Source organism: Alcaligenes sp. YSL9, from assembly GCF_030515105.1.
Classification (GTDB): domain Bacteria; phylum Pseudomonadota; class Gammaproteobacteria; order Burkholderiales; family Burkholderiaceae_B; genus Alcaligenes; species Alcaligenes phenolicus.
Genome location: NZ_JALXJU010000003.1, coordinates 303967 through 330182 on the forward strand (window position 1 = coordinate 303967; position 26216 = coordinate 330182).

Sequence of the window (26216 nt, forward strand, 5' to 3'; positions counted from 1 at the left end):
GGGAATCTTAGCTTAAGACTGGTGCCAAAGAAGTGGATTGCCGCTGGCGCGGGAATAGCCTTCTTCACCCATCAGAACGTCCAAAGCCAGACTGGCCAGGTCGTCCGCTACCGGGTCAATGCCCAGCTGCTTTTCCTGATAGAAGATTTTGCGGTAGGTATGGCAGTTGTCGCAGGACTCGGCCTTGATGCCTTCCGGGCCATCTTCAATGGCGTGATACGCCACGCTTTTGGTGCTTTCGCAATGCGAGCAGGTGACACGCACCAGATGCCATTCCACGCTGCAGCGCGGGCAGCACATGTAGCGGCAGCCATCTTCACGACCACCCACACGCACCACGCTGGATACAGGCAGGCTGCCGCAGGACGGGCATACGCCAAAGGGGCTGGTTACAGACAGTTGGCCTTCGGTCAGCGAGCAGGCCAGATGCGTCCAGTAAACCTGCAAGGCGGCCATGACAAAAGGTGCCGCGGCACCGTCTTGCTCAGGCAATTGCTCGGCCAGAATCGCGTCAGCCAGATCTTCCAGTTTTTGTGGGTCAGACTCGGCTTTCTTTAGCAGGCTCTGACAGACTTCGTGGGCGGCTGCAGGCACGTTCGAAGCGTTGATCATGTGATTGAGCAGGCTGCTCAAAATGCTGAGCCACTGTGGATCGCGTTTCCAGCCCGATGCCAGCAAGGGTGGCATACCGTGTCTTTGTGCTGTTTCCAGCACCTCGGCGGGCAGTTCGGCCGGGGGCAGGGCATTGAGTTGTTTGTGCTGTCCATCAACCAGATGTGCCAGCAAGAGCAGGTAGGCACCAACGGGATTGCCGTCAGCCAATTGGCGCAGACGTGCTGCCCGGTCAGCAAAGACGCTGGCTCGCACAGGCAGGCGCAGTCGGGGGATGGAGGTGTGGTCCAGACTTTCGATTTCGCCGCGCGGAAGGATGCGTTGCAAGACAGACTCCTGAAAACAAGGCTGCCATGCCCGAAATGGTGCATGGCAGCCGGGTTGCTTATGTACCAGAGCCCCGCTTATTCGGCAGGACGGCTGGGACCTTTTTCCATTTCTTCACGGAACCAGGCGCGGTGGTGCTTCCAGGCCCAGGCACGGGTGACCGTTCCTTGAGTCATGGCCTTGACCGAACCCTTTACCCAGATACCGGCGTAGATGTGTACGATAATCGCACAAATCATCAGCAAGGCGCAGACCGCGTGCAGCACGGAGGCCAGACGGATAGCCCAGATGGGGAAGAAGGCGGAAAAGTATTCGCGCCACATCACCACACCGGTTGCCAGCAGGCCGATCATGAAGATCACCAAAGCAAAAAACAGGATTTTTTGCCCGGCGTTATAGCGGCCTACTTCGGGAATGCGCTCGTCCTTGGCATTGAGCACGTCCTTGAAGTGACGCAGCCAGGCCGCGTCACCCTTGGAGAACATATTGTGCCGTACCATGCGGGCCGCAAACAGGAAAAAGCACACAAACATCACCACACCAATGAACGGGTGCAGAATGCGTGTCCACGGACCGCCGCCAAACAGGTTGGTCAGCCAGAACATTGACGGATGAAACAGCGCCAGCCCGGACAAGGCCAGGAGCACAAAGCTCATGGCAATGATCCAGTGATTAATGCGCTGACTGGTGGTGTAGCGCTGAATCAAGCCCTTGCGGTTGTGATCAGTCATGGTGAGCCTCCTGGATCTTGCGTGCGTCCTCGTCGGCGCGGCGCTCGTCTTCCTCGTCGGTCTCGTTAGGACCGGTTCGGATGTAGTGGAAGAAACCAATCAGGGCGGTCAGTGCCATGGCAGCAACCCCCAGCGGCTTGGCCACTCCCTTCCAGAGCGAGACCATCGGACTGATTTGCGGGTCCTTGGGCAGATCGCTGTACAGCTCGGGCTTGTCGGCGTGATGCAGCACGTACATGACGTGGGTGCCACCCACTCCAGCCGGGTCGTACAAACCTGCGTTTTCAAAGCCGCGCGATTTCAGGTCTTCGATACGCTCTGCAGCGTGGTGCTGCATGTCTTCTTTGGTACCGAACACAATCGCGCCGGTAGGACAGGTCTTGGCACAGGCCGGTTCCTGTCCGACCGCCACACGGTCCGAACACAAGGTGCACTTGTAGGCTTTCTTGTCCTTTTCCGAAATGCGGGGCACATCGAAAGGACAGCCGGTAACGCAGTAGCCGCAGCCAATGCAGTTTTCCTCGTGAAAATCCACAATGCCGTTGGTGTACTGCACGATGGCGCCTGGCGAGGGACAGGCCTTCAGGCAGCCCGGATCCTCGCAGTGCATGCAGCCGTCTTTGCGAATCAGCCATTCCAGATCGCCAGCGGGGTTTTCATACTCCGCAAAACGCATGATGGTCCAGGACTTGTCGGTCAGGTCGGCCGGGTTGTCATACACCCCGACGTTGTGACCGATTTCGTCGCGCGTATCGTTCCATTCCATGCAGGCGACCTGACAGGCCTTACAGCCAATGCACTTACTGGTGTCGATCAGCTTGGCCACTTCCCCGCCCACGGGCTCGCGCACGCTGGGCGATGGGGTGGTGGTTGCGGAGCGCCGTTTGATATCAAGTGATTGCAAGGCCATGGCTTACTCCTTAACCTTTTCAAGTTGAACCAGGAAGGCCTTGGTCTCTGGCGTTTGCGAGTTGCCATCGCCTACCGGCGGGGTCAGCGCATTGATCAGGAAACCAGGTCGGGCCAGACCCACAAAACCCCAGTGCAGCGGGATACCCACTTGGTGGACAACTTTGCCATCCACGTTCAGGGCCTTGATGCGCTTGGTCACCACCGCCACGGCCTTGATATAGCCACGGTTGGAGGACACCTTGACGCGATCACCTTGCACAATGCCCACTTCCTTGGCCAGCTCCTCGCCAATTTCCACAAACTGTTCGGGCTGCACGATGGCGTTCAGCTTCACGTGCTTGGTCCAGTAGTGGAAGTGCTCGGTCAGGCGGTAGGTGGTGCCCACATAGGGGAACTTGTCTACCGTACCCATGGCTGCCAGGTCGTCCTTGAAGATACGGGCTGCCGGGTTGGTCATGGCACGTGGTTCGTCAGGACTGAGCGGGTTGTAGCTCAAGGGGCTTTCAAAGGGCTCGTAGTGCTCGGGGAAGGGGCCTTCTGCCATGCCTTTACGGGCAAAGAAGCGGGCGACACCTTCAGGGTTCATGATGAACGGGCCCATGCCATCAGCCGGATTTTCATCGGCCTTGTAGTCAGGGATATCCGCACCACCCCAGCGCTTGCCATCCCAGTGAACCAGGCTGCGACGTGGGTCAAAGGGTTTGCCGGTCAGGTCACAGGAAGCACGGTTGTAGAGCACGCGGCGGTTTGCTGGCCAGGCCCAGGCCCAGTTCAGCGTCTGGCCGATTCCGGTTGGATCGCTATTGTCGCGGCGAGCCATCAGGTTGCCTTGCTGCGTCCAGGCACCGGCATAGATCCAGCAACCGCTTAGCGTGGTGCCGTCGTCGCGCAATTCGGCAAAGCCATCCAGCTGCTCGCCTGCCTTACGCGTGATCTTCGTCGGATCCTTGGGATCATGCAGATCCACCAGTGCGCGGCCCGAGTATTCCTTGGCCAGTTCAGCGGCGGTTGGATCATCCGGGTTGGAGTAGGGCCAGGACAGGTTCAGGATCGGATCAGGGAAGGCACCGCCTTCTTTCTGGTACAGCGAGCGAATACGCGTGAACAGTGTACTCATGATCTCAATGTCGCTCTTGGCCTCGCCCGGAGGGTTGGCGGCCTTCCAGTGCCATTGCAACCAGCGGCCCGAGTTCACCAGTGCGCCTTCTTCCTCGGCGAAACAGGTGGTGGGCAGACGGAAGACTTCGGTCTGGATGGAAGCGGAATCGACATCATTGTGCTCGCCATAGTTCTTCCAGAACTCTGACGTTTCCGTAACCAGCGGGTCCATGATGACCATGTACTTGAGCTTGGAGAAACCACGCAGCAGCTTGGCCTTGTATGGTGCCGCCGCCAGGGGGTTGAAGCCCTGACAGATGTAGCCCGTCATCTTGCCTTCGTCCATCAGCTCGAACACTTGCAGCATGTCGTAGAGCTTGTCCAGCTTGGGCAGATAGTCGTAGGCCCAGTTGTTCTCGGCCTGGGCGGCATCACCAAACCAGGCTTTCATCAGGCTGACGTGGAACTTCTTGTAGTTGCGCCAGTAGCTTAGCTGGTTGGGGCGTAGCGGCTGTTGGGCACGTGCGCCGATGTAGCCGTCAAACTCTTTCTCGGCCTGGTTGGGCAAAGTCAGATAGCCGGGCAGCAGGTTGGACATCAAACCCAGGTCAGTCAGACCCTGAATGTTGGAGTGTCCGCGCAGCGCGTTCATGCCACCGCCGGCAATACCAATATTGCCCAGCAGCAGCTGGACCATGGCGCCGGTACGGATGATCTGCGAACCAATACTGTGTTGCGTCCAGCCCAGCGCATACAGGATGGTGCCCGCGCGACCCGGTTCAGCGGTCGAGGCCAGCATTTCACAGACTTTCAGGAACTTGTCCTTGGGCGTGCCACAGACGCGTTCCACCATCTCGGGCGTGTAGCGCTCGTAGTGCTTGCGCAGCAGTTGGTAGACCGAGCGTGGGTGTTGCAAGGTGGGGTCCGTCTTGACGTAGCCGTCCTCGCCCAGCTCGTAGTCCCAGGAGGACTTGTCGTAGCTGCGTTTTTCTTCGTTGTAGCCCGAATACAGCCCCTGCTCGAAGTCAAAGTCTTCGCGCACGATAAAGGGCATATCGGTGTAGTTGCGCACGTATTCGTGCTGGATCTTGTCGTTATCCAGCAGGTATTTGATGACGCCACCCAGGAAGGTGATGTCACTACCGGTACGTATAGGCGCGTAAAAGTCCGCTACGGATGCCGAACGCGTAAAGCGTGGATCCACAACGATCAGTTTTGCATTGTTGTGTGCTTTGGCCTCGGTCACCCATTTGAAACCACAGGGGTGCGCCTCGGCTGCGTTGCCGCCCATAATCAGCACAATATCCGCGTTCTTGATGTCGACCCAATGGTTCGTCATCGCTCCACGGCCAAACGTCGGGGCAAGACCTGCCACCGTCGGGCCGTGTCAGACACGTGCTTGGTTATCGAACGCCAGTACACCCATGCTGCGGATGACTTTATGGGTGACATAGCCCACTTCGTTACTACTTGCCGAAGCAGCCAGCATGCCGGTGGTCAGCCAACGGTTGACGGCGGTGCCGTCTTCAGCGGTGGTCTGGAAGTTGGCGTCGCGGTCTTCTTTCATCAGCTTGGCAATACGCGTGAAAGCGTCTTCCCAGGAGATGCGTTCCCACTTGTCTGAGCCAGCGGCACGGTATTCAGGGTATTTGAGTCGGTTGGGGCTCTTGATGAAATCCACCAAGCCTGCGCCCTTGGGACAGAGTGTGCCGCGGTTCACGGGGTGGTCGGCATCGCCTTCAATGTGAACCACGCTGGGTTCGGCATTCATGGCGCCGTCACCACGGGAGTACAGCAGCACCCCACAGGCTACGGAACAGTAAGGACAGGTATTGCGCGTCTCTGTCATGCGGGTCAGTTTGTACTGCCTGACTTCCGCCATGGCGGGGGTGGGCGCAGCGCCCAGCAAGACCATGCTGGAACTGGCCAGCGAGGCCCCCGTCACTTTGAAGAACTGACGCCGATTCATGTTCACCATGCGGCTCTCCAATAGGATTGTGTTTTCGTGTTTGAAATCGTCAGGGGAGGCGCCTTGTGAGCTCTGCCCCTGTTTTATAGTTGAACAGTATAAGCGTTGAACTTATGGGCTACTGCCAAGAGGGCGTGTCTAATTGATCAAGGACAATCTTGATTCTATTGAGGTTTTCACGCCGGAGCCGCAAGTGTAGTCGGTGATGCGGGTATTCACCTACTATTTGCAAGGGATTTTTTCAATTTAGCGGGCTTGTTTGAAGAATTCGATCTGAAAGCTGCCGGGCAGTTCGAACTCCACGTGATGCAGAACTTGGGGCTCAATCGCCACACATTGTCCGGCTGTCAGCACCACTTCAGTAAAAGGCTCCTGATCCAGAGCAAAGCGCAGCACGCCGGTTTGAACACGCAGCAGGCCCCAGGTGCCAACTTTGGTGTTGTGGGCACGGCGCAAGGCCTCGGGCAAATTGTCCGGCGTGAAAACAGGGGATTGGCTGTAGCGCTCCAGCCCTTCAGGCAGGGTGTCAGGCAGGCGCGTTTGATTGCTTTGCGCCTGATAGGTCTGCCAAAGTTTGGCGGCAATGCGGTCTGCCATAGCGTCTGCCTTTTGTTGCAGGGTGGGTTTGCCCAGCGTGGCCGTGGTTTGGTGGAAAATTTCCAGCCAACGCTCGAACAAGGGCCAGGATAACTCGGGCAGGGCGGCATGGCGTGCAATCGGGGCCCCTTTGAAGCGGCGTGTGCCCAGCAAAATGGCCGACCAGAAATCGCACAGCATATCCAGATGCTCGTCCCAGTCCTGCACATTGTGTTCAAAAATCGGGCCTAGCTGCGCATCTTGCCGAACCTGGGCGTAGAACTGGGTCACCAATTGGCGAATGTCGGCTTCGGTGTAAGTGGCCTGCGGCGGCAAGTGTGTCATGAGTATCAAGCAGAGAAGCTAAAAGTCGGCATTCTCGGTTTGCTTGAAAAGTACTCAAATGACAAAAGTCATGAGTGTGTCGATCGCTTAAAAAGAGCGTTGGGCTGGACTGGCCAAGCGGCGCAGGTGGGCCTGGTCATGTACCTGCCAATCGCTGCGCTTGCCACTGACGTAACCACGCGCCTGCCAGTCGGTGAACAATCGGCTCAAGGTCTCTGCCCGTATACCCAGATGGGCGGCCAGTTGCCGTTGGTTCAAGGGTAACTGGATTTTTTCCCCTTGGCGGGCTTGCAGATTGAGCAAGTAGTTCGCCAAACGCTCGGCGGCCGAGCTGGCTGAAATCCAGTCCACTTTATTGACTTGTGCATACAAGGCGCTGCTCAGGCCCGCCATCATGTTCATGGCCAGTTCGGGCCAGCGGCGGCAGGCTTCTTGCAGGCTGCTGCGCGAGAGTTTGTAGACGCGCACGGTTCCCTTGGCGCGAGCGCACATGGGGTAGCGACCATGCGGCATGAACATGGCGGCTTCCGCCACCAATTGGCCGGGCTCGAAAACATTGAAAACACGTTCGTCGCCATTTTGGCTGTAGCGCAGGATTTCTACCTGACCAGTGTCTACCAGCAAGCAATAGCGGGCCTCGTCGCCTTCATTGAACAGAATCTGCCCAGAACTGGCGTTTTGAGCCAAAGCGTCACGGCACAAATGCTGGATGACCTCGATGGGCAAACCTCGCAGGAGACGGTGGCGAGCCAGCAATTCAAACAAAGCTGGACACGAGCCGGGCATGTTGACTTTTGTCATTGGGGAGCTGGGATGAAGATGGGAGAATTCCCATTTGATAATAGTTCTCATTATACAAATCTTCATGCCATATATCTATCAAGGGTTCTGCCGCTGGGCTGCTCCCCAGGCAAAAAGTGTCCGTTCAGACAGAGGGCAGCAGGCTATAGCCAGCCATGCGCGTGGACTTCCCTTAAATCAGGCTACCCCCACGGCAATTGATGCTGGCTTATCAGGTAAGCGTGCTGCCATGCCCCGTCTGGATGAGCTTGATCTAAAAAACGGGGCACAGGTTCACGTTTTTGGTGGGGTTAAGGAGCGGGTTCGTGCTCGGTTTGCCTCTACGACGCTGGGTAACTCCAAAAGAGATGGCCGTGGGATGTTCGTTCGCAAGGTCTTGAGCCGTGTTTTGCCTGGCTTGCTCCTGGCCTCGCTGGTAGCAGGTGCCCAGGCCGCTCCCCGTTACGAGTCTCTGACTCTGGCCGGCCCAGGCGCGGTGGTGTCCTATCCCTTGATGCATATGGCGCGGACCCAGGCCTTGAGCCAATACACGGACAAGCTGGAGTTTCGTCTGTGGCAGAACCCGGATCAGTTGCGTGTTCTGCTGGCTAAAAAGGAAGTGGATTACAGTGCTGCACCCAGCAATTTGTCTGCCTTGATGTTCAACAAGGGGCAGGCCGTCAAACAGCTGAATATTTCGGTCTGGGGGATTCTGTGGCTGGTCAGCCGTGATCCCGCCGTCAAGAGCTTTAGCGATCTGGCCGGTAAGGAACTGCTGGTGCCATTTCAGCGCGATCTGCCTGCTGTCTTGCTGGATACCTTGCTGGCCAAGCAAGCCCAAGGGGGTAAGGAAACTGTACGCTTGCGTCGTACGCGCGATGCTCAGGACGCCATTGCCTTGATGCTGACCGGCCAGGGCGATCAAGCCTTGCTAGTTGAACCCACTGCTTCCTTGCTCTTGTGGCAGGCGGAGCAGAAGAAGGTGGAGCTGCATCGCGGTCAAAGTCTGGAGCAAGCCTGGGCGCAGGCTTTTCCTTTGCAACAGGCGCTGCCGCAAGCCGGCGTCATGGCTAACGTCACTGTGGCCCACGATACCGAGCTGAATCAGGCCGTGGAACGGGCTTATGCCGAGTCGGCCCGCTGGTGCAGCCAGCAGCCGCAAGAGTGCGCCCAAATGGTTCATGGCTATTTGCCTCAGTTCCCGGTTCCGGCAATTCAAACCGCGATTGAAAAGACTCGTCTGGATAGTCGTCCAGCCAGTGAAATCCGCCCTCAACTGGAAGCGCTGTATCAATTGCTGGCGGATCAGCATCCCCAAGCCTTGGGTGGTGGTCTGCCTGCTGCCGGGTTTTATGGACCATGAAAAGCAAGTCGAATTTAACGGCTCGTAGCTCTCGTGCATGGGGCGTAGCGGGTGTGCTGCTGATTCTGCTGTGCTGGCAGATCAGCGCCATGTTTCTGGGGCCCTTGCTGATGGCTTCGCCCATGGAAACTGCCCGCGCGATTCCGCGTTTGATGATGTCCGGCCATTTTCTGAATGACGCCGGAGCCAGTCTGCTGCGCGTGGCAATTGGCGTCAGCGTGGGTTGCTCCATTGGTTTCACGCTAGGCATTTTGGCGGCACACAGCCCGCGTCTGCGTGGCTTGCTGGAGCCTTTGCGTTGGCTATTGATGGCGATTCCGCCTGTGGTGGTCGTTGTGCTGGCCATGCTTTGGTTTGGCCTGGGTTCGAGCATGGTGATTTTCATGACGGTGCTGATGATGGTGCCGGGCATGTACGTGAACACCGTCAAAGGGATGTTGCAGGTGGACCGCGATCTGATCGAGATGAGCCACGTGTACCGCTTTGGCTGGTGGCGCCGTCTGCGTCACCTGTATCTGCCTTCTCTGACGGCTCCTTTGACTGCCGCTTTGCTGATCGCTTGCTGCGGTGGGGTTCGTCTGGTGGTGATGGCCGAAGTGCTGGGTGCAGAAAGTGGCGCAGGCTATGCCTTGGCCAACGCACGTAGCACCTTTGACAGCACCGAGCTGTACGCCTGGGTTGTGCTGATTCTGGGCTTGGTCGCCGCGATTGAATTTGTTCTGCTGCAACCCTTGCAGCGTCGTCTGGGACAGTGGCGGGAGGACAGTCATGCTTGAGCTCAGCCATGTCCAGGTCCTGTTCGGGCAAAAGCCGGTTTTGCAGGATTTAAGTTTCACCTTGCAGGCCGGGCAGCGCCTGGGCGTTCTGGGGCCTAGTGGCGAAGGGAAAAGTACCTTGCTGCGTTTGGTTGCGGGCCTGATCAAGCCTGATTCCGGCCAGGTCTGGAACGAATTTCGTCACCCCGTGCTGGTGTTTCAGCAGCCCCGTTTGCTGCCTTGGCGCAGCGTGCTGGACAACGTGCAGATTCCGCTGCGTGCGCAAGGCTTGTCGGCTGCGCAAGCTAAAGAACGTGCCATGTACTGGCTGGGACAGGTGGAGCTGGCCGATATTGCCCAGTCCTGGCCCGGTGAACTATCCGGTGGCATGGCACAGCGGGTGGCACTGGCCCGCGCCTTTGCCTTGCAACCGGATCTTTTGCTGCTGGATGAACCCTTCAGTGCTCTGGACCCGGCGCTGCGCCATAGCCTGGCTCAAGTCTGCCTGCGCTGCCTGGAAGAAACCGGAGCAGCGCTGCTGTACGTCAGTCATCAACCCCGTGAATTGATGCGGGTCGCTGATTCCTGCCTGCTGCTGCAAAAGGGGCAAGGCCAGTTGTTTGAACCGGTAGCCCCGGCGGATACCGCTGCCCGCGAGCGTCTGGCCGATTCCTTGTACGCCCAACTTTTGTCTCAGGAGGCTTTGACGCCATGACTGCCTATCCCGTGATCCTGCTGTTCCATCTGTTTGCCGCTCTGTTTTTCATCGGCACGGTGTTTTTTGAAGTCCTGATGCTGGAAGGCATACGCAAGCACGTGCCGCGAGAGGCCATGCGCACCTTGGAGATTGCCATTGGTGACCGCGCCCGCCGCATCATGCCCTGGGTTCTGCTGGTTCTGTACAGCGCCGGGATAGGTTTGGCCTGGCATCACCGCGCTGCGCTTGCCCATCCTTTCGATAACACTTTGGGCCTGTTTTTGACCATCAAGATTCTGTTGGCGCTTAGCGTCTTTGGTCATTTTCTGACGGCCATGACTTTGCGGCGCACCGGGCGCATGAAGTCCATCCATTTCAAGCGCATTCATCTAAGCGTGTTCTGTCACATGGTCGGGATCGTGATCCTGGCCAAGACCATGTTTTATCTGCACTGGTAATTTCACTTTCTATCGAGAATACGATGTCACACGTTCCTGTATTGCGTCGGCTGACGGTCAGCCTGGCGCTGGGAGGGCTGTGGTCGGGTGCCGCCTGGGCCGACCCGTCTACCTCCACCTTGTCTCCCATTGTCATCAAGGCGCCTGTCGGGCAAAGCGTGCTGCAGGCCGACCTGCGACAAGAAAAGGCCCGTCTGGATGCCGTGCCCGGCGGTACCAATTTGATTCAGCCGCAGGAAGAGCTGCGTCTGGTGACCTTGCGCGATGCCCTGGATTATCAACCCGGTCTGGTGGTGCAGGATTTCTTTGGCGGGATTGATCAGCCACGGCTCAATATTCGGGGTTCGGGCATTCAAAGCAATCCGGTTAATCGAGGTGTATTGCTGCTACAGGATGGCCTGCCTTTGAACGAGGCGGACGGCTCTTTTGTGATTGGTTTTCTGGAACCGCGCAACAGTTCCTTGATCAGCGTGCGGCGTGGTGCAAATGCCTTGTCCCCCAGTGCAACCACCTTGGGGGGCGAGCTGGACTTCCGTTCGATGAATGGCACGCAGGGCGATGCCATCAGCGTGGAAGGCGGCAGCTTCGGGCGTTTGGGCTTGTATGCGGCCAAGGGTTTTCAGACGGACGAGTTTGATGGGCGATTGGCCGTCAGCCACGACAAGGCCGATGGCTATCGCCATCACTCGGATTCCGAGCGCACGAATGTGCAGGGCAATATCGGTTTCAAGCGCGGGCAGTTCGAGAATCGCACCTACCTGTCTTATGTGGATTTGAAGTTTGATATTCCCAATGTGGTCCCACGCGAACGTCTCTACAGCGATCCGCGCAGTGTGATGGGGGACTATGGCACGCCGCAGGATATGGCGGCCAATGTCTATAAGCGTGATCCGAATCGCAAGGCCACTCAATTCCGTTTGGCTAACCGTAGTTATTGGGGTACCGAGGATTTCAACCAGACCGTGGGCCTGTACTGGCAGACGGTGGACGATACTTTTACGAATCCGCAGGTGTCTTCGCCCACCAAGGGGAATACCTATGGCGCACAGTGGCAGTTGGCTGGTCGTGAAGGCAGCCTGGATTATCGCCTTGCCCTGGACTGGGCGCGCAGTGATATGGATCGTGAACTGTATGCGGTGAACCCGGCCAATGGCAGCCGTGCCTTGTTCTTTGGGGACTATCGCTTGCGTGCTGAAAACCGCAATGCGCTTCTGGGCTTGAGCTGGAATGTCGCGCCGCAGTGGACAGTGGTGGGGGATGTGAAGTACAGCCAGGCTGTGCGCGATGCGCGCAATCGTCTGGGTGGTGAAACCATGAATCAGAAGTGGTCCTATGCCAGTCCGAAACTGGGTGTGGTGTGGTCGCCGTCCGAAGATTTGCGGGTGTTTGCCAATGTCAGCCGCAGTCATGAAGCGCCGACCTATTGGGAGATCATCAGTGCGGAGGTAACGCAGCCCATGAATGTGCGTTCGGCCGTCACGGGGCTGACGGAATTGAATGTGCAAAAGGCGACGACTTTTGAGCTGGGCGGTGCCGGGCGTTTGGGTAGTGGCGAGTCGGCTGTGGATTGGTCTTTGGCCGTGTATCGCAGCAATGTGAAAGATGAGTTGATGGCTGTCAGTGATGCAACCGGGGCTTCATCGGTGACATTTAACTATGCTGATCGGACGCGGCACCAGGGCATGGAGGCTGGTTTGAGCGGTTCCTTGCCGGCTCCGGCTGCAGGGCGCTGGGACTATCGTCTGTCCTATACCTACAGTGATTTCCGCTTCCGAGGGGGCGAGTATGAAGGCAATCGTATTGCCGGGGTGCCCAAGCATTTGCTGGGTGCAGAACTGATGTATCGACGTGGTGGCTGGCGGTTTGGGCCGAACGTGCGCTGGCTGGCTTCGGATACGCCGACCAACCATCAGAATGTGGAAGGCACGCATCAAAATGCCTATGCTATTTGGGGTTTCAAGGTCGCTTATCAGCATGACAAGCATTGGAGTGCTTATCTGATGGCGGATAACATTTTTGATAAGACTTACGCCAGCAGCTATGTGATTCGACGCTCGGCGTCGGAGGCGATGCCCACTTATCTGGCGGGCAATGGCAGGAGTTTTTTTGGTGGGGTGAAATATAACTTCTGATTGTTTTTGATGCCTCGGTTCTTGGGCTTGAGGTTTTTGCATCAGGATTAAGTAGGGATTGCCTCAGTGGAGACGCCCCTCTGGCCTGCGCCGGGGCCTTGGGGCTTGAGCACTTGCCGGTGCTACGCACCGGTTCCCTTGTCAAGAGATCAGGCAGGGCGCACCCAGAACTCACCCGGTACTTGGTCCCCCGGACCAAGTACAAGCGTCGGGTTCAAACAGCTGGGTGCTTGAACCCCTGCCTGATCTCTCGCCTGCGGCAAGCACTCTGAATCGCCCCAAGGCCCCGGCGCAGGCCAGAGGGGCTCACAGGGAATTCTTGCCTTAAGGCTTTCCGACTACAGGGGCGTGACTTGGGTTTTCATTGCACGGTGCCTTGGATAGGCCACGGGTTTATGACGCTGTGTCTGGGTGGATTAAGGCCCGCTTGTATCTGAATTGGTGTTGTTGTTGTTGTTGTTGTTGTTGTTGTTGTTGTTGTTGTTGTTGTTGTTGTTGTTGTTGTTGTTGTGTAGTGCTGTGGAAGAGTGCCTCTGACGTGTTCAGAGGCTTTTTTTTGGTCTGTTTGGATGTGTGTCTTGATCAGGATCAGCCGATAGGGCGGTCAGGGTGCACTTTCAGAATTATCTGACAGACCGGGGTGGAATGGGTCGGTAAGTTCAGGGTTCACCGTTCTCTTACATCCTTAGGTTTGTCAGCCATGATGAATACATACTTGTTGACCACTGAAGATATTGATCCTCGCACTTTGCCCGAGCAGGCCGTGCTGTATGCCCATCTGTTGACACGAGATGCCATGAATGATGAGTGCGTGCGCAAGTTGATGGCCGCACCGCGTTTTGTGCGTTCGGACAAGGGTATTCCGTATGTGGTGCTCAAGGATATGCGAACGCATCGCTGGACCCTGATTCGTGCCTGGCGCGAGTATCTGGAGATCAAGCGCGAGCGTTTGGCCAGTCGTTTGGGAATCAGTGTGGCGGAATACAACGTGATCGAGAAAGGTCTTGTTCCATTGAGCCTGACGATGTTGGCTCTGTTGGCGCAGGGAATGGGTCTGGACGAGACGCAGTTGCAGATGTCTCCGTATCAGCCCGTGCTGGAACCTTTGGCTTTGAGCTAGTGCCAAGGGATTAAAAAGAAAGCGACGACAGGAAAGGGCAGGTGCAGGCAGCAGCTTGTGCCAGGCTCAAAAGCAGTTCCGGCCCCATCACGTTTATCGCGCGATGGGGCCGGTTTTTTGGTGCAGGATTTGGCTGGTTTTACTCGGCCGAGTCTTCGGTTTGCAGTTTCACTACCTGCTTGGCTCGGGTGTCTACATGCAGGGAGAAGATGTCGGGGCGCGAGTAGTGGCCGTAAACATCAAAGTCCAGGTTGGCCTGTTTGAGCAGGTCCATATCCAGTTCGGCGTACAGCTCGGTTTCTTCGTCAAACACCGGGCCGGCCAGCACTTCGCCGGTGGGGCTGACGATCATGCTGCCGCCGTGCATCACGTAGCTGTCCGGAGCAAATTCGCCGGGCAGGGCAAATTCTTTCTGGAAGGACTCGGGGTAGTTGTTCAGGCGGATGGCCTGGCAGGCGGACAGCACAAACACACGGCCTTCGACGGCGATGTGAATCATGGACGAGGCCCAGGTAGGGCGGTCGTCTGCCGTGGGAGCGCAGTACAGTTCGGTGCCTTGGGCATACATGGTCTGACGCAGGGTGGGCATGTAGTTCTCCCAGCAGATCACGTTGCCGATTCGGCCCATGGGGGTGTCGACAGTACCCATGGTGGAACCATCGCCAAAGCCCCAGACCAGACGTTCCTGGCCGGTGGGCATCAGTTTGCGGTGGATGCCCACCACGCCTTTGCCCGGAGCCAGTGTCAGAGCGCTGCAGTACAGGGTGCGGCCCATTTTTTCGATTACGCCCATCACGGTGTAGACACCGGTTTGGGTAACGGCATCGGCCAGTGCTTCCAGTTCAGGGCCCCCCAGGGTGACAGCGCCTTCCACATACATCTGGTACAGGGCACGGCCTTCAGGACGGCGGTTGCCGATGACGCTGCCAAAGCTGATGCCTTTGGGATACCCGCCCAGAAAGGCTTCGGGAAAGACAGCCAGGGTGGCGCCATTGGCAGCCACACGCTGCAAGATGGCGGCGGCTTTTTCTACACTGCTGGCAGAGTCAAACGGGATGGATGCCGCTTGTATAACTGCAACTTTGCTCATAACTAGGTCTCCTTTAAAGGTCAGCCTGCGGACAAGTCCACGTTTTTGGTTTCAGGCAGGCGGGTATACAGGATCAGGAAGCACACCAGGGATACGGCAGCCAGGTACCAGGCCGGTACGTTGGGGTTGCCTGTGTACTGGATCAGGGCGGCAGCAATGAAGGGGCCAGGGCCAGCCAGCAGTGCCGACGAGACGTTGTGACCCAGTGCGGCGCCGGTCGAGCGAATCGAGGCGGGGAACACTTCCACCAGCAGCACCACGTTCATGACGGCAGAGATGGCTACCAGGAAAGCCATGATGATCAGGCCCAGCAGGATCAGCGCGGGTTTGCCGGAGTTCATCATGATGAAGATCGGGTAGGCCATGATGGTCAGACCCGCAGCGGCAAACAGCGCCAGTTTGCGACGACCGTAGTGGTCCGAGAAGCGGCCAACCAGCGGGTGCAAGATGCAATACACCACCAACGAGGCACTGCACAGCCACAGGGCCGAGGTTTTGCTCATTCCCAGGATGGAAACCAGGTGGTTATTGGCGTAGGTGATGAAGTAGTACAGCGACACCAGGAACAGGGCGGAGAACGCAAAGGACAGAACAAAGGCGTTGAACTTGTCCTTGGACGAGACGCGCTCCAGTGTGTTGTTGGCTTTCTTTTCCTGCAGCTCGTGGTAGACGGGGGTGTCGTTCAGTTTGCGACGGATAAAGACCGCAATGAAAGTCATCACAATCGACAGCACGAAGGGCACACGCCAGCCCCAGCTGTAGACCTGGGCTTCGGTCAGCGTGGCGTTGATGGCGGCAGCGGTGGCGGTACCCAACAGGAAGGCGATGCCGGCGGTGAAGGTCACCACGCTGGCGGCGGTGGCACGACGGTTGGAGGGGGCGCTTTCCACCAGGAAAATACCGGCAGCGGACCACTCGCCACCCACCATCATGCCTTGCAGGAAGCGCAGCACAACCAGCAAGATAGGAGCCGTAATGCCGATGGTGTCATAGCCAGGCAGCAGGCCAATCAGAGTGGTGAACACGCCCATGCCAAAGACGGTAATCATCAGCACGGTCTTGCGGCCAAAGCGGTCGCCTATGGGGCCCAGAATCAGGGCGCCAAAGGGGCGCGAGACAAAACCCACGGCAAATACGGCCAGGGACGAGAGCAGGGAAACGCCAGCGGCGTCGGATGGAAAATAGATGCTGCCGATAATGGCTGCAAAGTAGCCATAAATCGCGAAGTCAAACCATTCCATGAAGTTGCCAATACCAACGGCAACAACTTGTTTTTTACTTAAGCCCGGCTGGCCTGGGGGGGCCGATTTGGCATGTGCAGGGGCGACGGTAGCAGTGCCCATAAAGATCTCCTCGAGCAGGGCAGGTGAATACCCGACCCTTATTGTGGTTGTGGCTGATTTTTAGTCTAATCAAGCCAAATAATTATTCAAACTAATTAGAAAAATGGCTTCCATTAATATCGCTAATATCAGGCGGATGGATCTGAACCTGCTGCTGGTGTTCCAGTGCTTGATGAACGAGCGCAGCGTGACCAAGGCCGCCAATGCCCTATTTCTGACCCAGGGCGCGGTCAGCGCGTCCTTGCGCAAGTTGCGGGTGGTATTCAATGACGAGCTGTTTACCCGTGGTTCGCACGGAATGACGCCTACGCATCGGGCCTTGGAGATTGCCCCGCAGATATCCGAGGCCCTGAAAAGCATCTCGGCGCTGGTCACATCCGAGCAGGAGTTCGACCCAGCTCGCTCCAGCCGGGTTTTTCGCATCGCTTTGTCCGACGATCTGGAAAATATGCTGGCCAAACGCATGATTCGCATGGCTGACGAGCAGGGCTGGACGATCAGTTTTTCCTTCTACCAAACCAATAGCTATTTGTGGCCGCAAAGCATGGTGGAGCATGGGGCGGATCTGGCGATTTGCTCCAGCCCCAAATTTCTGAGCACCATGCACAAGTCGCAAGTGCTGTTTTCCGCTTCCTATATCTGCATTTACGATAAGCAGTCCATTGCGTTTTCAACCCCCATCAGCAAGCAGGAGTATCTGCATGCTCATCATGGGCGGGTGTCCTTTGACGGCTTGCGCGGCTTTGTCGATGAACTCTTTGATGCCGAGCGACTGCAGCGCAAGGTCAAGGCCTCGTTCACGCATTTTTCCGGGGCAATCAACGCCATTATTGGCAGCCCTTTGGTGCTGACCATGCCCGATTACGCCGCCCGTTCCTTTGTGGAATGCAATAGTCGATTAGCCGTCTCGCCGGTGCCGTTGCGGGTGCCATCTTTTGTGGTGTCCATGATTTGGGACATCAACAAGGAACATGATGAAGAAAGCCGCTGGTTGCGGCGTTTTGTGCTGGAGCTGACCGAGTCTGTCAGCCAGTGACGTGCTGCTGATACGATCCGGCGGCGTACTATTGCCCCTGTTCTGTTTTCTTTTCTACTACCCGCCATGCGAATTTTATTGATTGAAGACGAGCCCGATTTGGCCCTGTGGCTGACACGCAGCATGCAAAAGAAAGGGTTTGCAGTCGAGTGGTCCAACGACGGGATGGTGGCCTACCATCGTTTGCAGATCGAGGAATTTGATGCACTCGTCCTGGATCTGGGCTTGCCGGGCATGGACGGACGTGCCTTGCTGGCACGTCTGCGTTCGGAGGATAACCGGACTCCCGTGTTGATTTTGACGGCTCGCGACTCCTTGCAGGAGCGAGTGGAAGCCCTGGAGTGTGGGGCGGATGATTTTTTACCCAAACCTTTTCGTATTGAAGAGCTGGTGGCGCGCGTTAATGCCCTGATTCGTCGTAGCCGGGGCAAGGACAAACCGCGTATGGCGTGTGGCAGCCTGGTCTATGACTTGTCCACACAGCGCTTTACGCTGGATTCGGCGCTTCTGTCCGTGTCACCGCGTGAGGCCGAGGTACTGCGTATTCTGGTGCAGCGTAGCGGAGAACCTGTGAACAAGCAGTTCATCCTGGATCGGCTCAATGACAAGGATGAGGATGAAATCAATATCGAAGCTATCGAGGTATTGGTGCATCGCTTGCGCAAGAAACTGCAGTCCTCGGATGTCCATATCGTCACTTTGCGCGGCGTAGGTTATTGCCTGGAGCCTGTGGGCGATGATGAGCCTTAGCGTATTGCCTTATCGGGGGCAAATATGGCCTTAAGCAGTCTGCGTCGTACTTTGTTGTTCATGCTGATTCCTGCGGCTTTGCTGACCTCGGGCGTGTCCCTGTTTGTTTCCAGCATGACTCTGAAGGATCAGGTCAACGCCGCGTTTGACCGGGCTTTGGCCGGTGCCTTGAAGTCCATGTCGTCCAATGTCTTGACCATTAGTGGCGGGCTGGCGATGGAGCAGTCTTACTACATGATGGAGTTCATGGAGTACACCATCAGCAGTCAGGTGTATTTCAGGGTGGCTACTGAAGATGGTTTATCGGAAATTGGCTTTACCGGTATGCCGCTGCCCGTGCGGCGTCTGCTCAGTAATCAACCCGTTTTCTATGACGCTGAATATCTGGGAGAGCCCTTGCGCATCGCGGCGGTGGCGCTGGAGTCGGATGGGCGCCTGCAGACTTATCAAGACAGCCGAATTCTGATTCAGGCTGGTGAAAACCTGAGCGAGCGCCATGCTTTCATACGCAAAGTCATTATCCAGAATCTGATTCAGGACGTGGCGGTGCTCAGCCTTTTCATTATTCTGATTCTGGTTGGCACCTTGCTGGCGCTACGCCCTTTGCGCAAGTTGAGCGCCGAGGTACGGCATCGTTCCCCCGATAATCTGGAACCGATCAGCGAGGCCAGCCTGCCGCGAGAGGTCCGGCCTTTGGTACAGACCATCAATTTGCATATGGATCGTTATGCACGCAAATCACGCGAGCAACAGCAGTTTCTGGACGATGCCTCGCACCAGTTGAAAACCCCCTTGGCTGTTTTGCTGACCCAGGTGGATTTTGCCCTGTCTCTGGCCAAGACCGATGAAATGAAGGAGGTGCTGGAGGCAATTCAATTACGCTTGAACAACACGGCTCAGATGACGCATCAAATGGTGGCCTTGTCCAGGGTTCGCGATGCTGCTGACCAGCTACGCACCCGCGCGGCCTTGGGCACAGTCGACTTGTGCCAGCAAGCCGGGCTGGTGGTGGATGAGCTCTGGAGCCTGGCGAGGTCCAAGCGTCAGGACCTGGGCCTGGACGCGCCCTCCACCCCTGTTCGGGTAGCCGGGGAGGCTTGGCTCTTGCAACAGGCTTTAAGCAATATGGTCAGCAATGCCATCAAGTACTGCCCACGTGCTGCATGCATTACGGTAACGGTGCGCAAGGAAGGGCCGGTGTGCAGCATTCAGGTTGAAGACGATGGTCCGGGTATGAGTGCTGATGATATGGCCAAGGCGGGCCATCGTTTCAGGCGTGGCGAGGCGGGGAAGGCCTTGCAGGGCTCCGGTTTGGGGCTGGCGATCGTACAGGCTATTGCACAGATTCATGGCGCCCGCATGAGCTTGCGGACAGGCCCGCAGCAGCGTGGTTTGATTGTGCGTTTGGAGTTTGATTCGCTTGAACACTGATTGGATTGTTCAGGGTATACCCTTGAAAATCGTGTTTTTTGGCGAAATTGAAAGGTAGGCGAAAGCTTCGCTCCGGTAAGGTCGCACCCATTACAACGACTAAGATCCTCCTGGAGGCGAATCAATGACTATCCACATGAAACTACGGGTGCTACTGGCCAGCAGTATTCTGGGCTTGAGCAGCCTGAGTGGCGTACAGGCCCAGCAACCCTCCAAGCCTGAGTGTATTGCTCCAGCACAGCCAGGCGGCGGGTTTGACCTGACCTGTCGTGTAGCCGTGAACGGTTTTCTGGAAACCAAGCTGCTGGAAAATCCCATGCGCACCGTCTATATGCCCGGCGGTGTAGGGGCGGTGGCCTATAACCATATCGTGGCGCAGCGCCCGGGCGACGGCAATGCGATTGCTGCTTTCTCGGGTGGCTCCCTGCTGAATCTGGCACAGGGCAAGTTTGGCAAATATTCGGTAGAGGACGTGCGCTGGCTGGCGTCGATTGGCAGTGATTACGGCGTGGCTATTGTGCGTGCGGACTCACCCTATCAGGACCTGAAATCCCTGATGGAGGCCTTCAAGGCCGACCCGACCAAGATTGTTCTGGGAGCGGGTGGTTCCGTGGGTGGGCAGGACTGGATGAAGGCTGCGTTGACGGCCCGTGCCGCAGATGTGGATTTCCGCAAAATGCGCTTTGTTGCCTTTGAGGGCGGTGGCGAGGCGATGACGGCCCTGCGCGGTGGTCATATTCAGGCCTATATGGGTGATGCAGCCGAAGCTCACACCATGCTGGAGGGTGGAGCGCCTATTCGTGTTCTGGCTGTCTTTAACGATAAGCGACTGGACGGTGCGCTGGCCGAGATTCCCACGGCCAAAGAGCAGGGCTTTGATATCGAGTGGCCTATTATTCGCGGCTTTTATGTGGGCCCCAAAGTCTCTGACGAGCAATATCAGTGGTGGGTTCAGGCGTTCGAGCAACTGATGAAAACGCCCGAGTTTGCTCGCATGCAAACCCAGCAGGGCCTGTTCCCCTTCAATATGAGCGGCCAGGAACTGGATGCTTACGTAAAACAACAAGTACTTCAGTATCGAGAATTGGCTGACTCGTTTGGCCTGATCAAGAAGTAAGTTTTTACGGTACTCCCGGCCGGTTTGCGCCGGGAGTGCCGCCTGTCTGCCCCGTCGTCCATGGCGGGTGAATCCGGAGATTCCAATCATGACGCTGAATGATCGCGTACTAGGCGTGGGCGCGCTGGTGCTCGCTGCCTTGATCACCGCTTTTGGCTACGACCTAGAGCCCCCATTTTCCTATGAACCTGTTGGGCCCAAGGCCTTTCCCTTATTGCTGGCCTTGATCATTGCTTTATGCGGGCTGCGCCTGATTATCAAAGGTGGTGGGACTGTGCCTGCCAACCCCAGTGGAGCCAATGGCCGCATCTTGATGATGGTGGCCTACCTGGCGGCTTATGCCTGGCTGTTTCAGTGGCTGGGTTTCATCATTGCCACCACGCTGATGGCTACCTTGGTAGGCCGTTTGTTTGGCGGTAGCTGGAAGCAGGCCCTGATTGGCGGGCTGGCGATGGGAGTGGGGCTGTTTCTGCTATTTGATTTGGGCTTGGATGTGGTTCTGCCCTACGGCATCCTGGGAGAGTGGTTATGAGCTCGATTCTTGATTATTTGAGCGTAGGCTTTGGCGTTGCTTTTTCTGCCCAGAATCTGCTGGTCGCCGCGATTGGCGCTTTTATCGGCACCATTGTGGGCGTGTTGCCTGGGCTGGGGCCGATTAATGGTGTAGCCATGCTGGTGCCGATTGCCTTTGCCATGAAGCTGCCTCCGGAGTCTGCTCTGATCCTGCTGGCCGCTGTGTATGTGGGTGCGGAGTATGGTGGTCGTATTACCTCCATTCTGATCAATGTGCCCGGTGAAGCGGCAGCGGTCATGACGACGCTGGACGGTTATCCGCTGGCGCGCAAAGGTTTGGCCAGTGTGGCCTTGTCCCTGTCGGCTTTTTCCTCGTTCATCGGGTCCACCATTGCCATCTGCGGTATTGTGCTGCTGGCTCCCATGCTGGCGGGCTGGGCGGTTGCCTTTGGCCCGGCCGAGTATTTTGTGCTGATGGTGTTTGCCTTTTGTGCGCTGACCAGTTTGTTGGGGGATGAGCCAGTCAAAGGTATCCTGGCCGCTATGCTGGGCCTGTTCATTTCTACGGTGGGAGTGGACGCCAACTCGGGGGTATATCGGTACAGCTTTGATATTCCGAACCTGGCAGACGGCATTGATTTTGTTGTTGTCGTAATTGGTTTGTTTGCTGTGGCAGAGATGTTGCAGATGCTGGAAAACCTGTTGGGTGGCGTGTCGATCGAAGTACCTAAAAGCAAGCGCAAGCTCTTTAACCTGAAAGAGCTGGGCATGACCTGGTGGAGCACCGTGCGTGGTGGCGTGATGGGTTTTTTTATCGGTATCCTGCCCGGTGCCGGGGCCAGTGTGGCCTCTGCGGTGGCCTACGCCAATGAGAAAAAATATATCGAAGGCAAAGATCCCAATGCCATGTTTGGCCAGGGCGATATGCGTGGCCTGGCTGCGCCAGAGGCGGCCAATAACAGTGCTGCAACCGGCTCCTTTATTCCCATGCTGACACTGGGCGTGCCAGGTTCTGGAACAACGGCGGTCATGATGGGGGCCCTGACGCTGTACAACATCACGCCAGGGCCGGTGCTGTTTGAGTCTCAGCCACAGATTGTGTGGGGCTTGATTGCTTCCTTGATGGTCGCCAACGTCATGCTGTTCTTGATGAACGTGCCCATGGTGCGGGTCTTTGCCTCCATGCTGGCTATTCCTCCGCGCCTGTTGGTGCCTGGTATTTTGGCGATCAGCTATATCGGGGTCTATGCCATCAATGGCACGAGCTTTGATCTGCTGCTGGTCGTTGGTATCGGCCTTCTGGGCTACTTCCTGCGCAAGATGAACGTGCCCATGGCACCGATGGTGCTGGGAGTGGTTCTGGGCAATATGATGGAGCAGAATCTGCGTCGCGCGCTGTCCATCACGAACGGTGAAATCGGTATTCTGTTCGAGAGCAAAGTTTCAATTGCCTTGTGGATCGCGGCCGTTTTGGTTAGTGTAGGTCCGATCGTGCTGCGTCGTATTGCAGGACGCAAGCAACTGCACGACGAGACATAAATAGGGGGACCCCACCGCTTCGGTGGGGCTTTTATCGGGAGAAAGCGCCAGGCTGCGGCCTGGCCTTGTTGTTTTTGTTATGGCTATCTGGTTTCGAATTGCCCTGGGTTTTGGGGTGGCCCTGCTTGGTGCCCTGGTGGCCAGTTGGCTAAGTATGCCTTTGCCCTGGATGTTGGGTGCCCTGATCTTGACGGCAGCTACCAAAATGGCAGGCAGTCCGGGGGCCTGCATGCCGCTGGCGCGCAACGCAGGTCAATGGGTTATTGGAACATCCTTGGGGCTGTATTTCACTCCGGCCATGGTGCATCTGATTGGCAGTAATGCTCTGTTTATCGTGATGGGCATGGTGTTTGCGCTGGTCTTGTGCTGCATAGGTACATTCATGCTGACTCGTTATGCCGGTACGGATCTGCGTACTGCCTGGTTTGCCAGTGCAGTAGGAGGAGCCAGCGAGATGACGGGGCTGGCGGAGCGTTATGGCGCACGTCCGGATCTGGTCGCCTCTGCACATGGTTTGCGGGTGCTGATGGTCGTAGTGATTATTCCCTTCGCGTTCGAGGCTTTGGGCTTTTCGGGGGAGCAGGCGGGAGCTGTCGTACGGCCTGATTTTTTGAACCTTCCTGGTCTGGCTCTGCTGGTGCTGTTAAGCAGTGTGGCCGGCTTCCTCTTTCAAATCTTGCGTTTGCCCAACCCTTGGGTGCTAGGCCCTTTGTTGGTGGTGGCCATTCTTACGTATAACGACATTATTTTGTCGGGCCTGCCGATACAAATTTCCAACTTGGGGCAGCTGTGCATTGGCTGGGCTCTGGGCGACAAGTTCGAGCCGGACTTTTTCCGTCGTGCTCCCAGGTATCTGGGGGTCGCTGCCATCAGTAACCTGATCAATCTGTGCTTGGCGTTTGCCTTTGCCTATGGCCTGTATCGGCTTTCCGATATTGCCTATCCCACGTTGGTGCTTGGCGTTAGCCCAGGCGGCATTGCAGAGATGGCGATTACCGCCAAAGTGCTGCAATTGGGAGCGCCGATGGTGACTTCCTTTCAGGTGGCGCGCATGGTTTGCGTGTTGGTGTTGACCGGACCTTTATATACCCGTCTTGCCCGCTACTTAAAACTGAGTTGAGGGCTGTTCGTATCAGCCTGATGAAAAAAGCCCGGTGTCTGACCGGGCTTTTTTTTGCATCAAGAAAGGGTGGCTTGCGACAGAGGGTTAGCGGCTTGGCGTGACTTTGCCATGCTCGCCGATCTCGGTCAGGCGCTCGCCCATCAGGGTGGCTTTCAGCATTTTTCCGGCTTGTGCCAGCTTGCCTTCGCGCACGCTCCAGTACTCCGCACTATCAATATGCACGCACACCAGCGCCAGATCGGGGTCGGTAATACCCTCGGCAAACCAGGCTTCAGTCATGGTGTTCCAGAAGCGTTCTTTCTGGTTCATGGAGTCGACCACGCGGGCCATACCGGACACCGACACATAGGTGTCGCTTTTAGGATCGGCATAGCTGACGTTCACATGCGGATTGGCGCTCAGATTACTGACCGGGTCACTGCTGCGCGACATGAAGAACCATAGCTTGTCATGCTCATAGTCCTCTTGGGTCGAACCCATTTTTGCCTTCTGGGTTGTCATGGGCCAGGCATGGAGTTCGCCATTGGCCGCATGGGTGACGAACATCGCAAAGCGGATGTCCTTGATAATCTCTTGCAGATGTTCAAAGGAAGATTCAATTGTTTCGTTCATGGCATCTCCTTGAGAAGGTTGAAGAGTTAACACTGCTTACTTAATCACCCCGCAAGCAAAGCGTCCGCCACCGCCGCCCAGGGGCGCGGGGTGGTCGGAGTGGTTGTCACCGCCTTCGTGAATCATCAGGGAGCGGCCCTTGATCTGATCCAAGGACTTCAGGCGTGGGGCCAGAACGGGTGTGCTGGCGGTACCGTCAGCCTGTACATACAGGGCGGGCAGGTCGCCCAAGTGGCCGTTGCCCCATGGGAAGCCGTGCTTGCCGGTTTTTGCAGGATCCAGGTGGCCGCCCGCTGCTCCGGCAGGCGTTACCTTGCCGTCTTTTTCGCTGGGGGCGCAGCTGGCGTTCTCATGCACATGGAAGCCATGTACACCGGGTTTCAGGTTTTTCAGGTCTGGCGTGAAAACCAAACCATGCTCTGTCTGACGGACGCTAACCTGGCCGATCTGTTCCCCAGCACCGCTTTCGGTAGCCATATTCATGGGGATGATGACATCGGCCAGCGAGGGGGCGGATAAAGCAAGGGTGGCGCCTGCGGTGGCCAAGACCATTGCGCATCGCGCTTTGAAGGAAGAAAAACGCATAAGGCTGATTCCTTTGCTGAAATAAAACAGAAGGTTAGATCAGCCTAGCATTGCAGCCGCGCCATGCAGTTAAGAGACGTTTCTCTTTGTCAGTAAAGTCGGCCTGAGAAAGTGCCTGAAAGCGGTGGACCAAGCAAGGGTTTAGTCGGTCCGACAAGGGTAGTCCCGGCCTATCGTCTTTTCCAGAAAACGAGTTACTGCCTTGATGCGGGGCAAGTATTGCAAGTCCCGATGCACTGTCATCCAGATGGTGCGACGTACGGTAACTTGTTCATCCAGCAGCTTGATCATGCCCAGTCGTTCCGGTTTGGCAAAAGAGGGCAGCATGACGATACCTGCACCGGCTGCGGCGGCAAACATCTGGGCAATCATGCTGGAGGACTGAAAAGCCAGCTTGGGCCGGGAGATGATTTCATTAAGCCAGCGCACGGTATCCAGCTGGATCAGGTCGTCCACATAAGAGGCAAATTGGTGATCCAGCAGGTCGTCCAGATCACAGGGATGGCCGTGACGGGTCAGGTACTCGGGAGACGCGTACAGATGTAGCGGAAAGGAGCCCAGGGGCACCACATCAATGGACTTGCCTGCCATGGGAAAAAAGCTCAGGAATACATCCGCTTCGCGCCGGTTGACGTGCATTTGCTGGGTCGTCGTGACTAGCTCAATGGCGATTTTGGGGTGTAGCGATGAAAAGCCCTGAAACTCTGCCGCCAGATATAAGGAGGCAATGCCTTCCATGGAGCCGACCCGCACTGTGCCGGAGGGCTCTTTAGGGCGATCCCCCAATTGTTCTGCCAGAGCCACGGCACTGGCTTCCATGGACTCCACATACTCCAGCAAGCCTTGCCCGCCTGCGGTCAGATGCAGACCCTGGTTACTGCGCTCGAAGATGGGCGCGTTAATCGTTTCTTCCAGTCGGCTGATATGACGGCTCAGGGTGGACGGGTCTACCTTCAAACGTCTGGCGGCCGCACCCAGGGTGCCGCAGCGCGCCACTTCCAGGAAAATTTTCAGATCATGCCAATTGGGATCAATAGGAGACATGGCTACAACCCTGGACAAGAATATTTGCAAGGCGGGTACCAAATAATGGACGAAACCCGTGCGTATTTTTAAGTCTACTGCGAGCTATCACGGTATAGATCAAGCTTTCAGGGAGTTGCAAATTTGCAATGTACCTTGTGTTGCGGACGGCCTTGTTT

At 56.8% G+C, this 26216-nt stretch carries 24 protein-coding genes; 13 read left to right on the top strand and 11 right to left on the bottom strand.

Going from position 1 to position 26216, the window contains the following annotated elements:
• Nucleotides 1–12 precede the first annotated feature (12 nt).
• From fdhE to M2Q46_RS14075, 6 genes are all read right to left on the bottom strand, one after another.
• Nucleotides 13–939 carry a formate dehydrogenase accessory protein FdhE gene (fdhE, locus tag M2Q46_RS14050; protein ID WP_302357494.1) on the bottom strand — a complete coding sequence of 309 codons (927 nt, stop codon included), beginning with the start codon at nucleotides 937–939 and terminating at the stop codon, nucleotides 13–15.
• 77 nt (nucleotides 940–1016) lie between these two features.
• Nucleotides 1017–1670: a formate dehydrogenase subunit gamma gene (locus M2Q46_RS14055; RefSeq protein WP_302357495.1), complete on the bottom strand. Its 654-nt coding sequence runs from the start codon at nucleotides 1668–1670 to the stop codon at nucleotides 1017–1019.
• On the bottom strand, nucleotides 1663–2580 hold the full coding sequence (gene fdxH, locus M2Q46_RS14060) for a formate dehydrogenase subunit beta (protein WP_021447214.1): 918 nt from the start codon (nucleotides 2578–2580) through the stop codon (nucleotides 1663–1665). Before fdxH ends, M2Q46_RS14055 begins: the two co-directional genes overlap by 8 nt.
• A 3-nt stretch (nucleotides 2581–2583) precedes the next feature.
• On the bottom strand, nucleotides 2584–5658 hold the full coding sequence (gene fdnG, locus M2Q46_RS14065) for a formate dehydrogenase-N subunit alpha (protein ID WP_302357496.1): 3075 nt from the start codon (nucleotides 5656–5658) through the stop codon (nucleotides 2584–2586).
• 237 nt (nucleotides 5659–5895) lie between these two features.
• Entirely contained in the window at nucleotides 5896–6570 is a 675-nt protein-coding gene (locus tag M2Q46_RS14070) for a DUF1971 domain-containing protein (RefSeq protein WP_239054811.1), read from the bottom strand.
• An 87-nt stretch (nucleotides 6571–6657) separates the two neighbouring features.
• Complete coding sequence (locus M2Q46_RS14075; protein ID WP_302357498.1) at nucleotides 6658–7371, bottom strand: Crp/Fnr family transcriptional regulator; 714 nt, start codon at nucleotides 7369–7371, stop codon at nucleotides 6658–6660.
• A 229-nt stretch (nucleotides 7372–7600) separates the two neighbouring features.
• On the opposite strand from M2Q46_RS14075, the gene M2Q46_RS14080 reads away from it, so the two are divergent.
• The 6 genes from M2Q46_RS14080 to M2Q46_RS14105 all read left to right on the top strand — a co-directional run bounded on the left by M2Q46_RS14080 (nucleotide 7601) and on the right by M2Q46_RS14105 (nucleotide 13875).
• Nucleotides 7601–8713 carry an ABC transporter substrate-binding protein gene (locus M2Q46_RS14080; protein WP_302357499.1) on the top strand — a complete coding sequence of 371 codons (1113 nt, stop codon included), beginning with the start codon at nucleotides 7601–7603 and terminating at the stop codon, nucleotides 8711–8713.
• Nucleotides 8710–9489, top strand: a complete 780-nt coding sequence (locus tag M2Q46_RS14085) for an ABC transporter permease (protein ID WP_302357500.1) — start codon at nucleotides 8710–8712, stop codon at nucleotides 9487–9489. The genes M2Q46_RS14080 and M2Q46_RS14085 overlap by 4 nt, the downstream gene beginning before the upstream one ends.
• Nucleotides 9482–10183, top strand: a complete 702-nt coding sequence (locus tag M2Q46_RS14090) for an ABC transporter ATP-binding protein (protein ID WP_302357501.1) — start codon at nucleotides 9482–9484, stop codon at nucleotides 10181–10183. Before M2Q46_RS14085 ends, M2Q46_RS14090 begins: the two co-directional genes overlap by 8 nt.
• Nucleotides 10180–10623, top strand: a complete 444-nt coding sequence (locus tag M2Q46_RS14095; RefSeq protein WP_035270184.1) for a CopD family copper resistance protein — start codon at nucleotides 10180–10182, stop codon at nucleotides 10621–10623. Before M2Q46_RS14090 ends, M2Q46_RS14095 begins: the two co-directional genes overlap by 4 nt.
• Nucleotides 10624–10646: 23 nt before the next feature.
• Nucleotides 10647–12755: a TonB-dependent receptor gene (locus tag M2Q46_RS14100; RefSeq protein ID WP_302357502.1), complete on the top strand. Its 2109-nt coding sequence runs from the start codon at nucleotides 10647–10649 to the stop codon at nucleotides 12753–12755.
• 700 nt (nucleotides 12756–13455) lie between these two features.
• Nucleotides 13456–13875, top strand: coding sequence for a helix-turn-helix transcriptional regulator (locus M2Q46_RS14105; RefSeq protein ID WP_035270189.1), 420 nt, complete (start codon nucleotides 13456–13458; stop codon nucleotides 13873–13875).
• 139 nt (nucleotides 13876–14014) lie between these two features.
• On the opposite strand, the gene M2Q46_RS14110 is transcribed toward M2Q46_RS14105, so the two are convergent.
• On the bottom strand, nucleotides 14015–14965 hold the full coding sequence (locus M2Q46_RS14110; protein WP_302357503.1) for a carbon-nitrogen hydrolase family protein: 951 nt from the start codon (nucleotides 14963–14965) through the stop codon (nucleotides 14015–14017).
• Nucleotides 14966–14985: 20 nt separating this feature from the next.
• A complete protein-coding gene (locus tag M2Q46_RS14115; protein WP_035270190.1) occupies nucleotides 14986–16308 on the bottom strand; it encodes an MFS transporter in 1323 nt (440 codons plus the stop codon).
• A gap of 103 nt (nucleotides 16309–16411) precedes the next feature.
• On the opposite strand from M2Q46_RS14115, the gene M2Q46_RS14120 reads away from it, so the two are divergent.
• The 7 genes from M2Q46_RS14120 (at nucleotide 16412) to M2Q46_RS14150 (ending at nucleotide 23814) form a co-directional block, all read left to right on the top strand.
• Nucleotides 16412–17344 carry a LysR family transcriptional regulator gene (locus M2Q46_RS14120; protein ID WP_009463447.1) on the top strand — a complete coding sequence of 311 codons (933 nt, stop codon included), beginning with the start codon at nucleotides 16412–16414 and terminating at the stop codon, nucleotides 17342–17344.
• A 66-nt stretch (nucleotides 17345–17410) separates the two neighbouring features.
• On the top strand, nucleotides 17411–18094 hold the full coding sequence (locus M2Q46_RS14125; RefSeq protein ID WP_035270192.1) for a response regulator: 684 nt from the start codon (nucleotides 17411–17413) through the stop codon (nucleotides 18092–18094).
• 24 nt (nucleotides 18095–18118) lie between these two features.
• Nucleotides 18119–19525: a sensor histidine kinase gene (locus tag M2Q46_RS14130; RefSeq protein WP_035270193.1), complete on the top strand. Its 1407-nt coding sequence runs from the start codon at nucleotides 18119–18121 to the stop codon at nucleotides 19523–19525.
• Nucleotides 19526–19649: 124 nt separating this feature from the next.
• Entirely contained in the window at nucleotides 19650–20642 is a 993-nt protein-coding gene (locus M2Q46_RS14135; RefSeq protein WP_035270195.1) for a tripartite tricarboxylate transporter substrate binding protein, read from the top strand.
• A 94-nt stretch (nucleotides 20643–20736) separates the two neighbouring features.
• Nucleotides 20737–21174 (top strand): tripartite tricarboxylate transporter TctB family protein, encoded by a 438-nt coding sequence (locus M2Q46_RS14140; RefSeq protein ID WP_035270589.1) that lies wholly within the window; start codon nucleotides 20737–20739, stop codon nucleotides 21172–21174.
• On the top strand, nucleotides 21171–22694 hold the full coding sequence (locus M2Q46_RS14145; RefSeq protein ID WP_115634487.1) for a tripartite tricarboxylate transporter permease: 1524 nt from the start codon (nucleotides 21171–21173) through the stop codon (nucleotides 22692–22694). The genes M2Q46_RS14140 and M2Q46_RS14145 overlap by 4 nt, the downstream gene beginning before the upstream one ends.
• Before the next feature lie 79 nt (nucleotides 22695–22773).
• Nucleotides 22774–23814, top strand: a complete 1041-nt coding sequence (locus M2Q46_RS14150; RefSeq protein ID WP_302357506.1) for an AbrB family transcriptional regulator — start codon at nucleotides 22774–22776, stop codon at nucleotides 23812–23814.
• A gap of 87 nt (nucleotides 23815–23901) precedes the next feature.
• Here M2Q46_RS14150 and M2Q46_RS14155 read toward each other — a convergent pair whose 3' ends face one another.
• From M2Q46_RS14155 to M2Q46_RS14165, 3 genes are all read right to left on the bottom strand, one after another.
• Entirely contained in the window at nucleotides 23902–24429 is a 528-nt protein-coding gene (locus M2Q46_RS14155; RefSeq protein WP_302357507.1) for a pyridoxamine 5'-phosphate oxidase family protein, read from the bottom strand.
• A gap of 36 nt (nucleotides 24430–24465) precedes the next feature.
• Entirely contained in the window at nucleotides 24466–25014 is a 549-nt protein-coding gene (gene sodC, locus M2Q46_RS14160) for a superoxide dismutase family protein (RefSeq protein ID WP_009463437.1), read from the bottom strand.
• A 141-nt stretch (nucleotides 25015–25155) separates the two neighbouring features.
• Complete coding sequence (locus M2Q46_RS14165; RefSeq protein WP_035270199.1) at nucleotides 25156–26058, bottom strand: LysR family transcriptional regulator; 903 nt, start codon at nucleotides 26056–26058, stop codon at nucleotides 25156–25158.
• Between the last annotated feature and the right edge of the window lie 158 nt (nucleotides 26059–26216).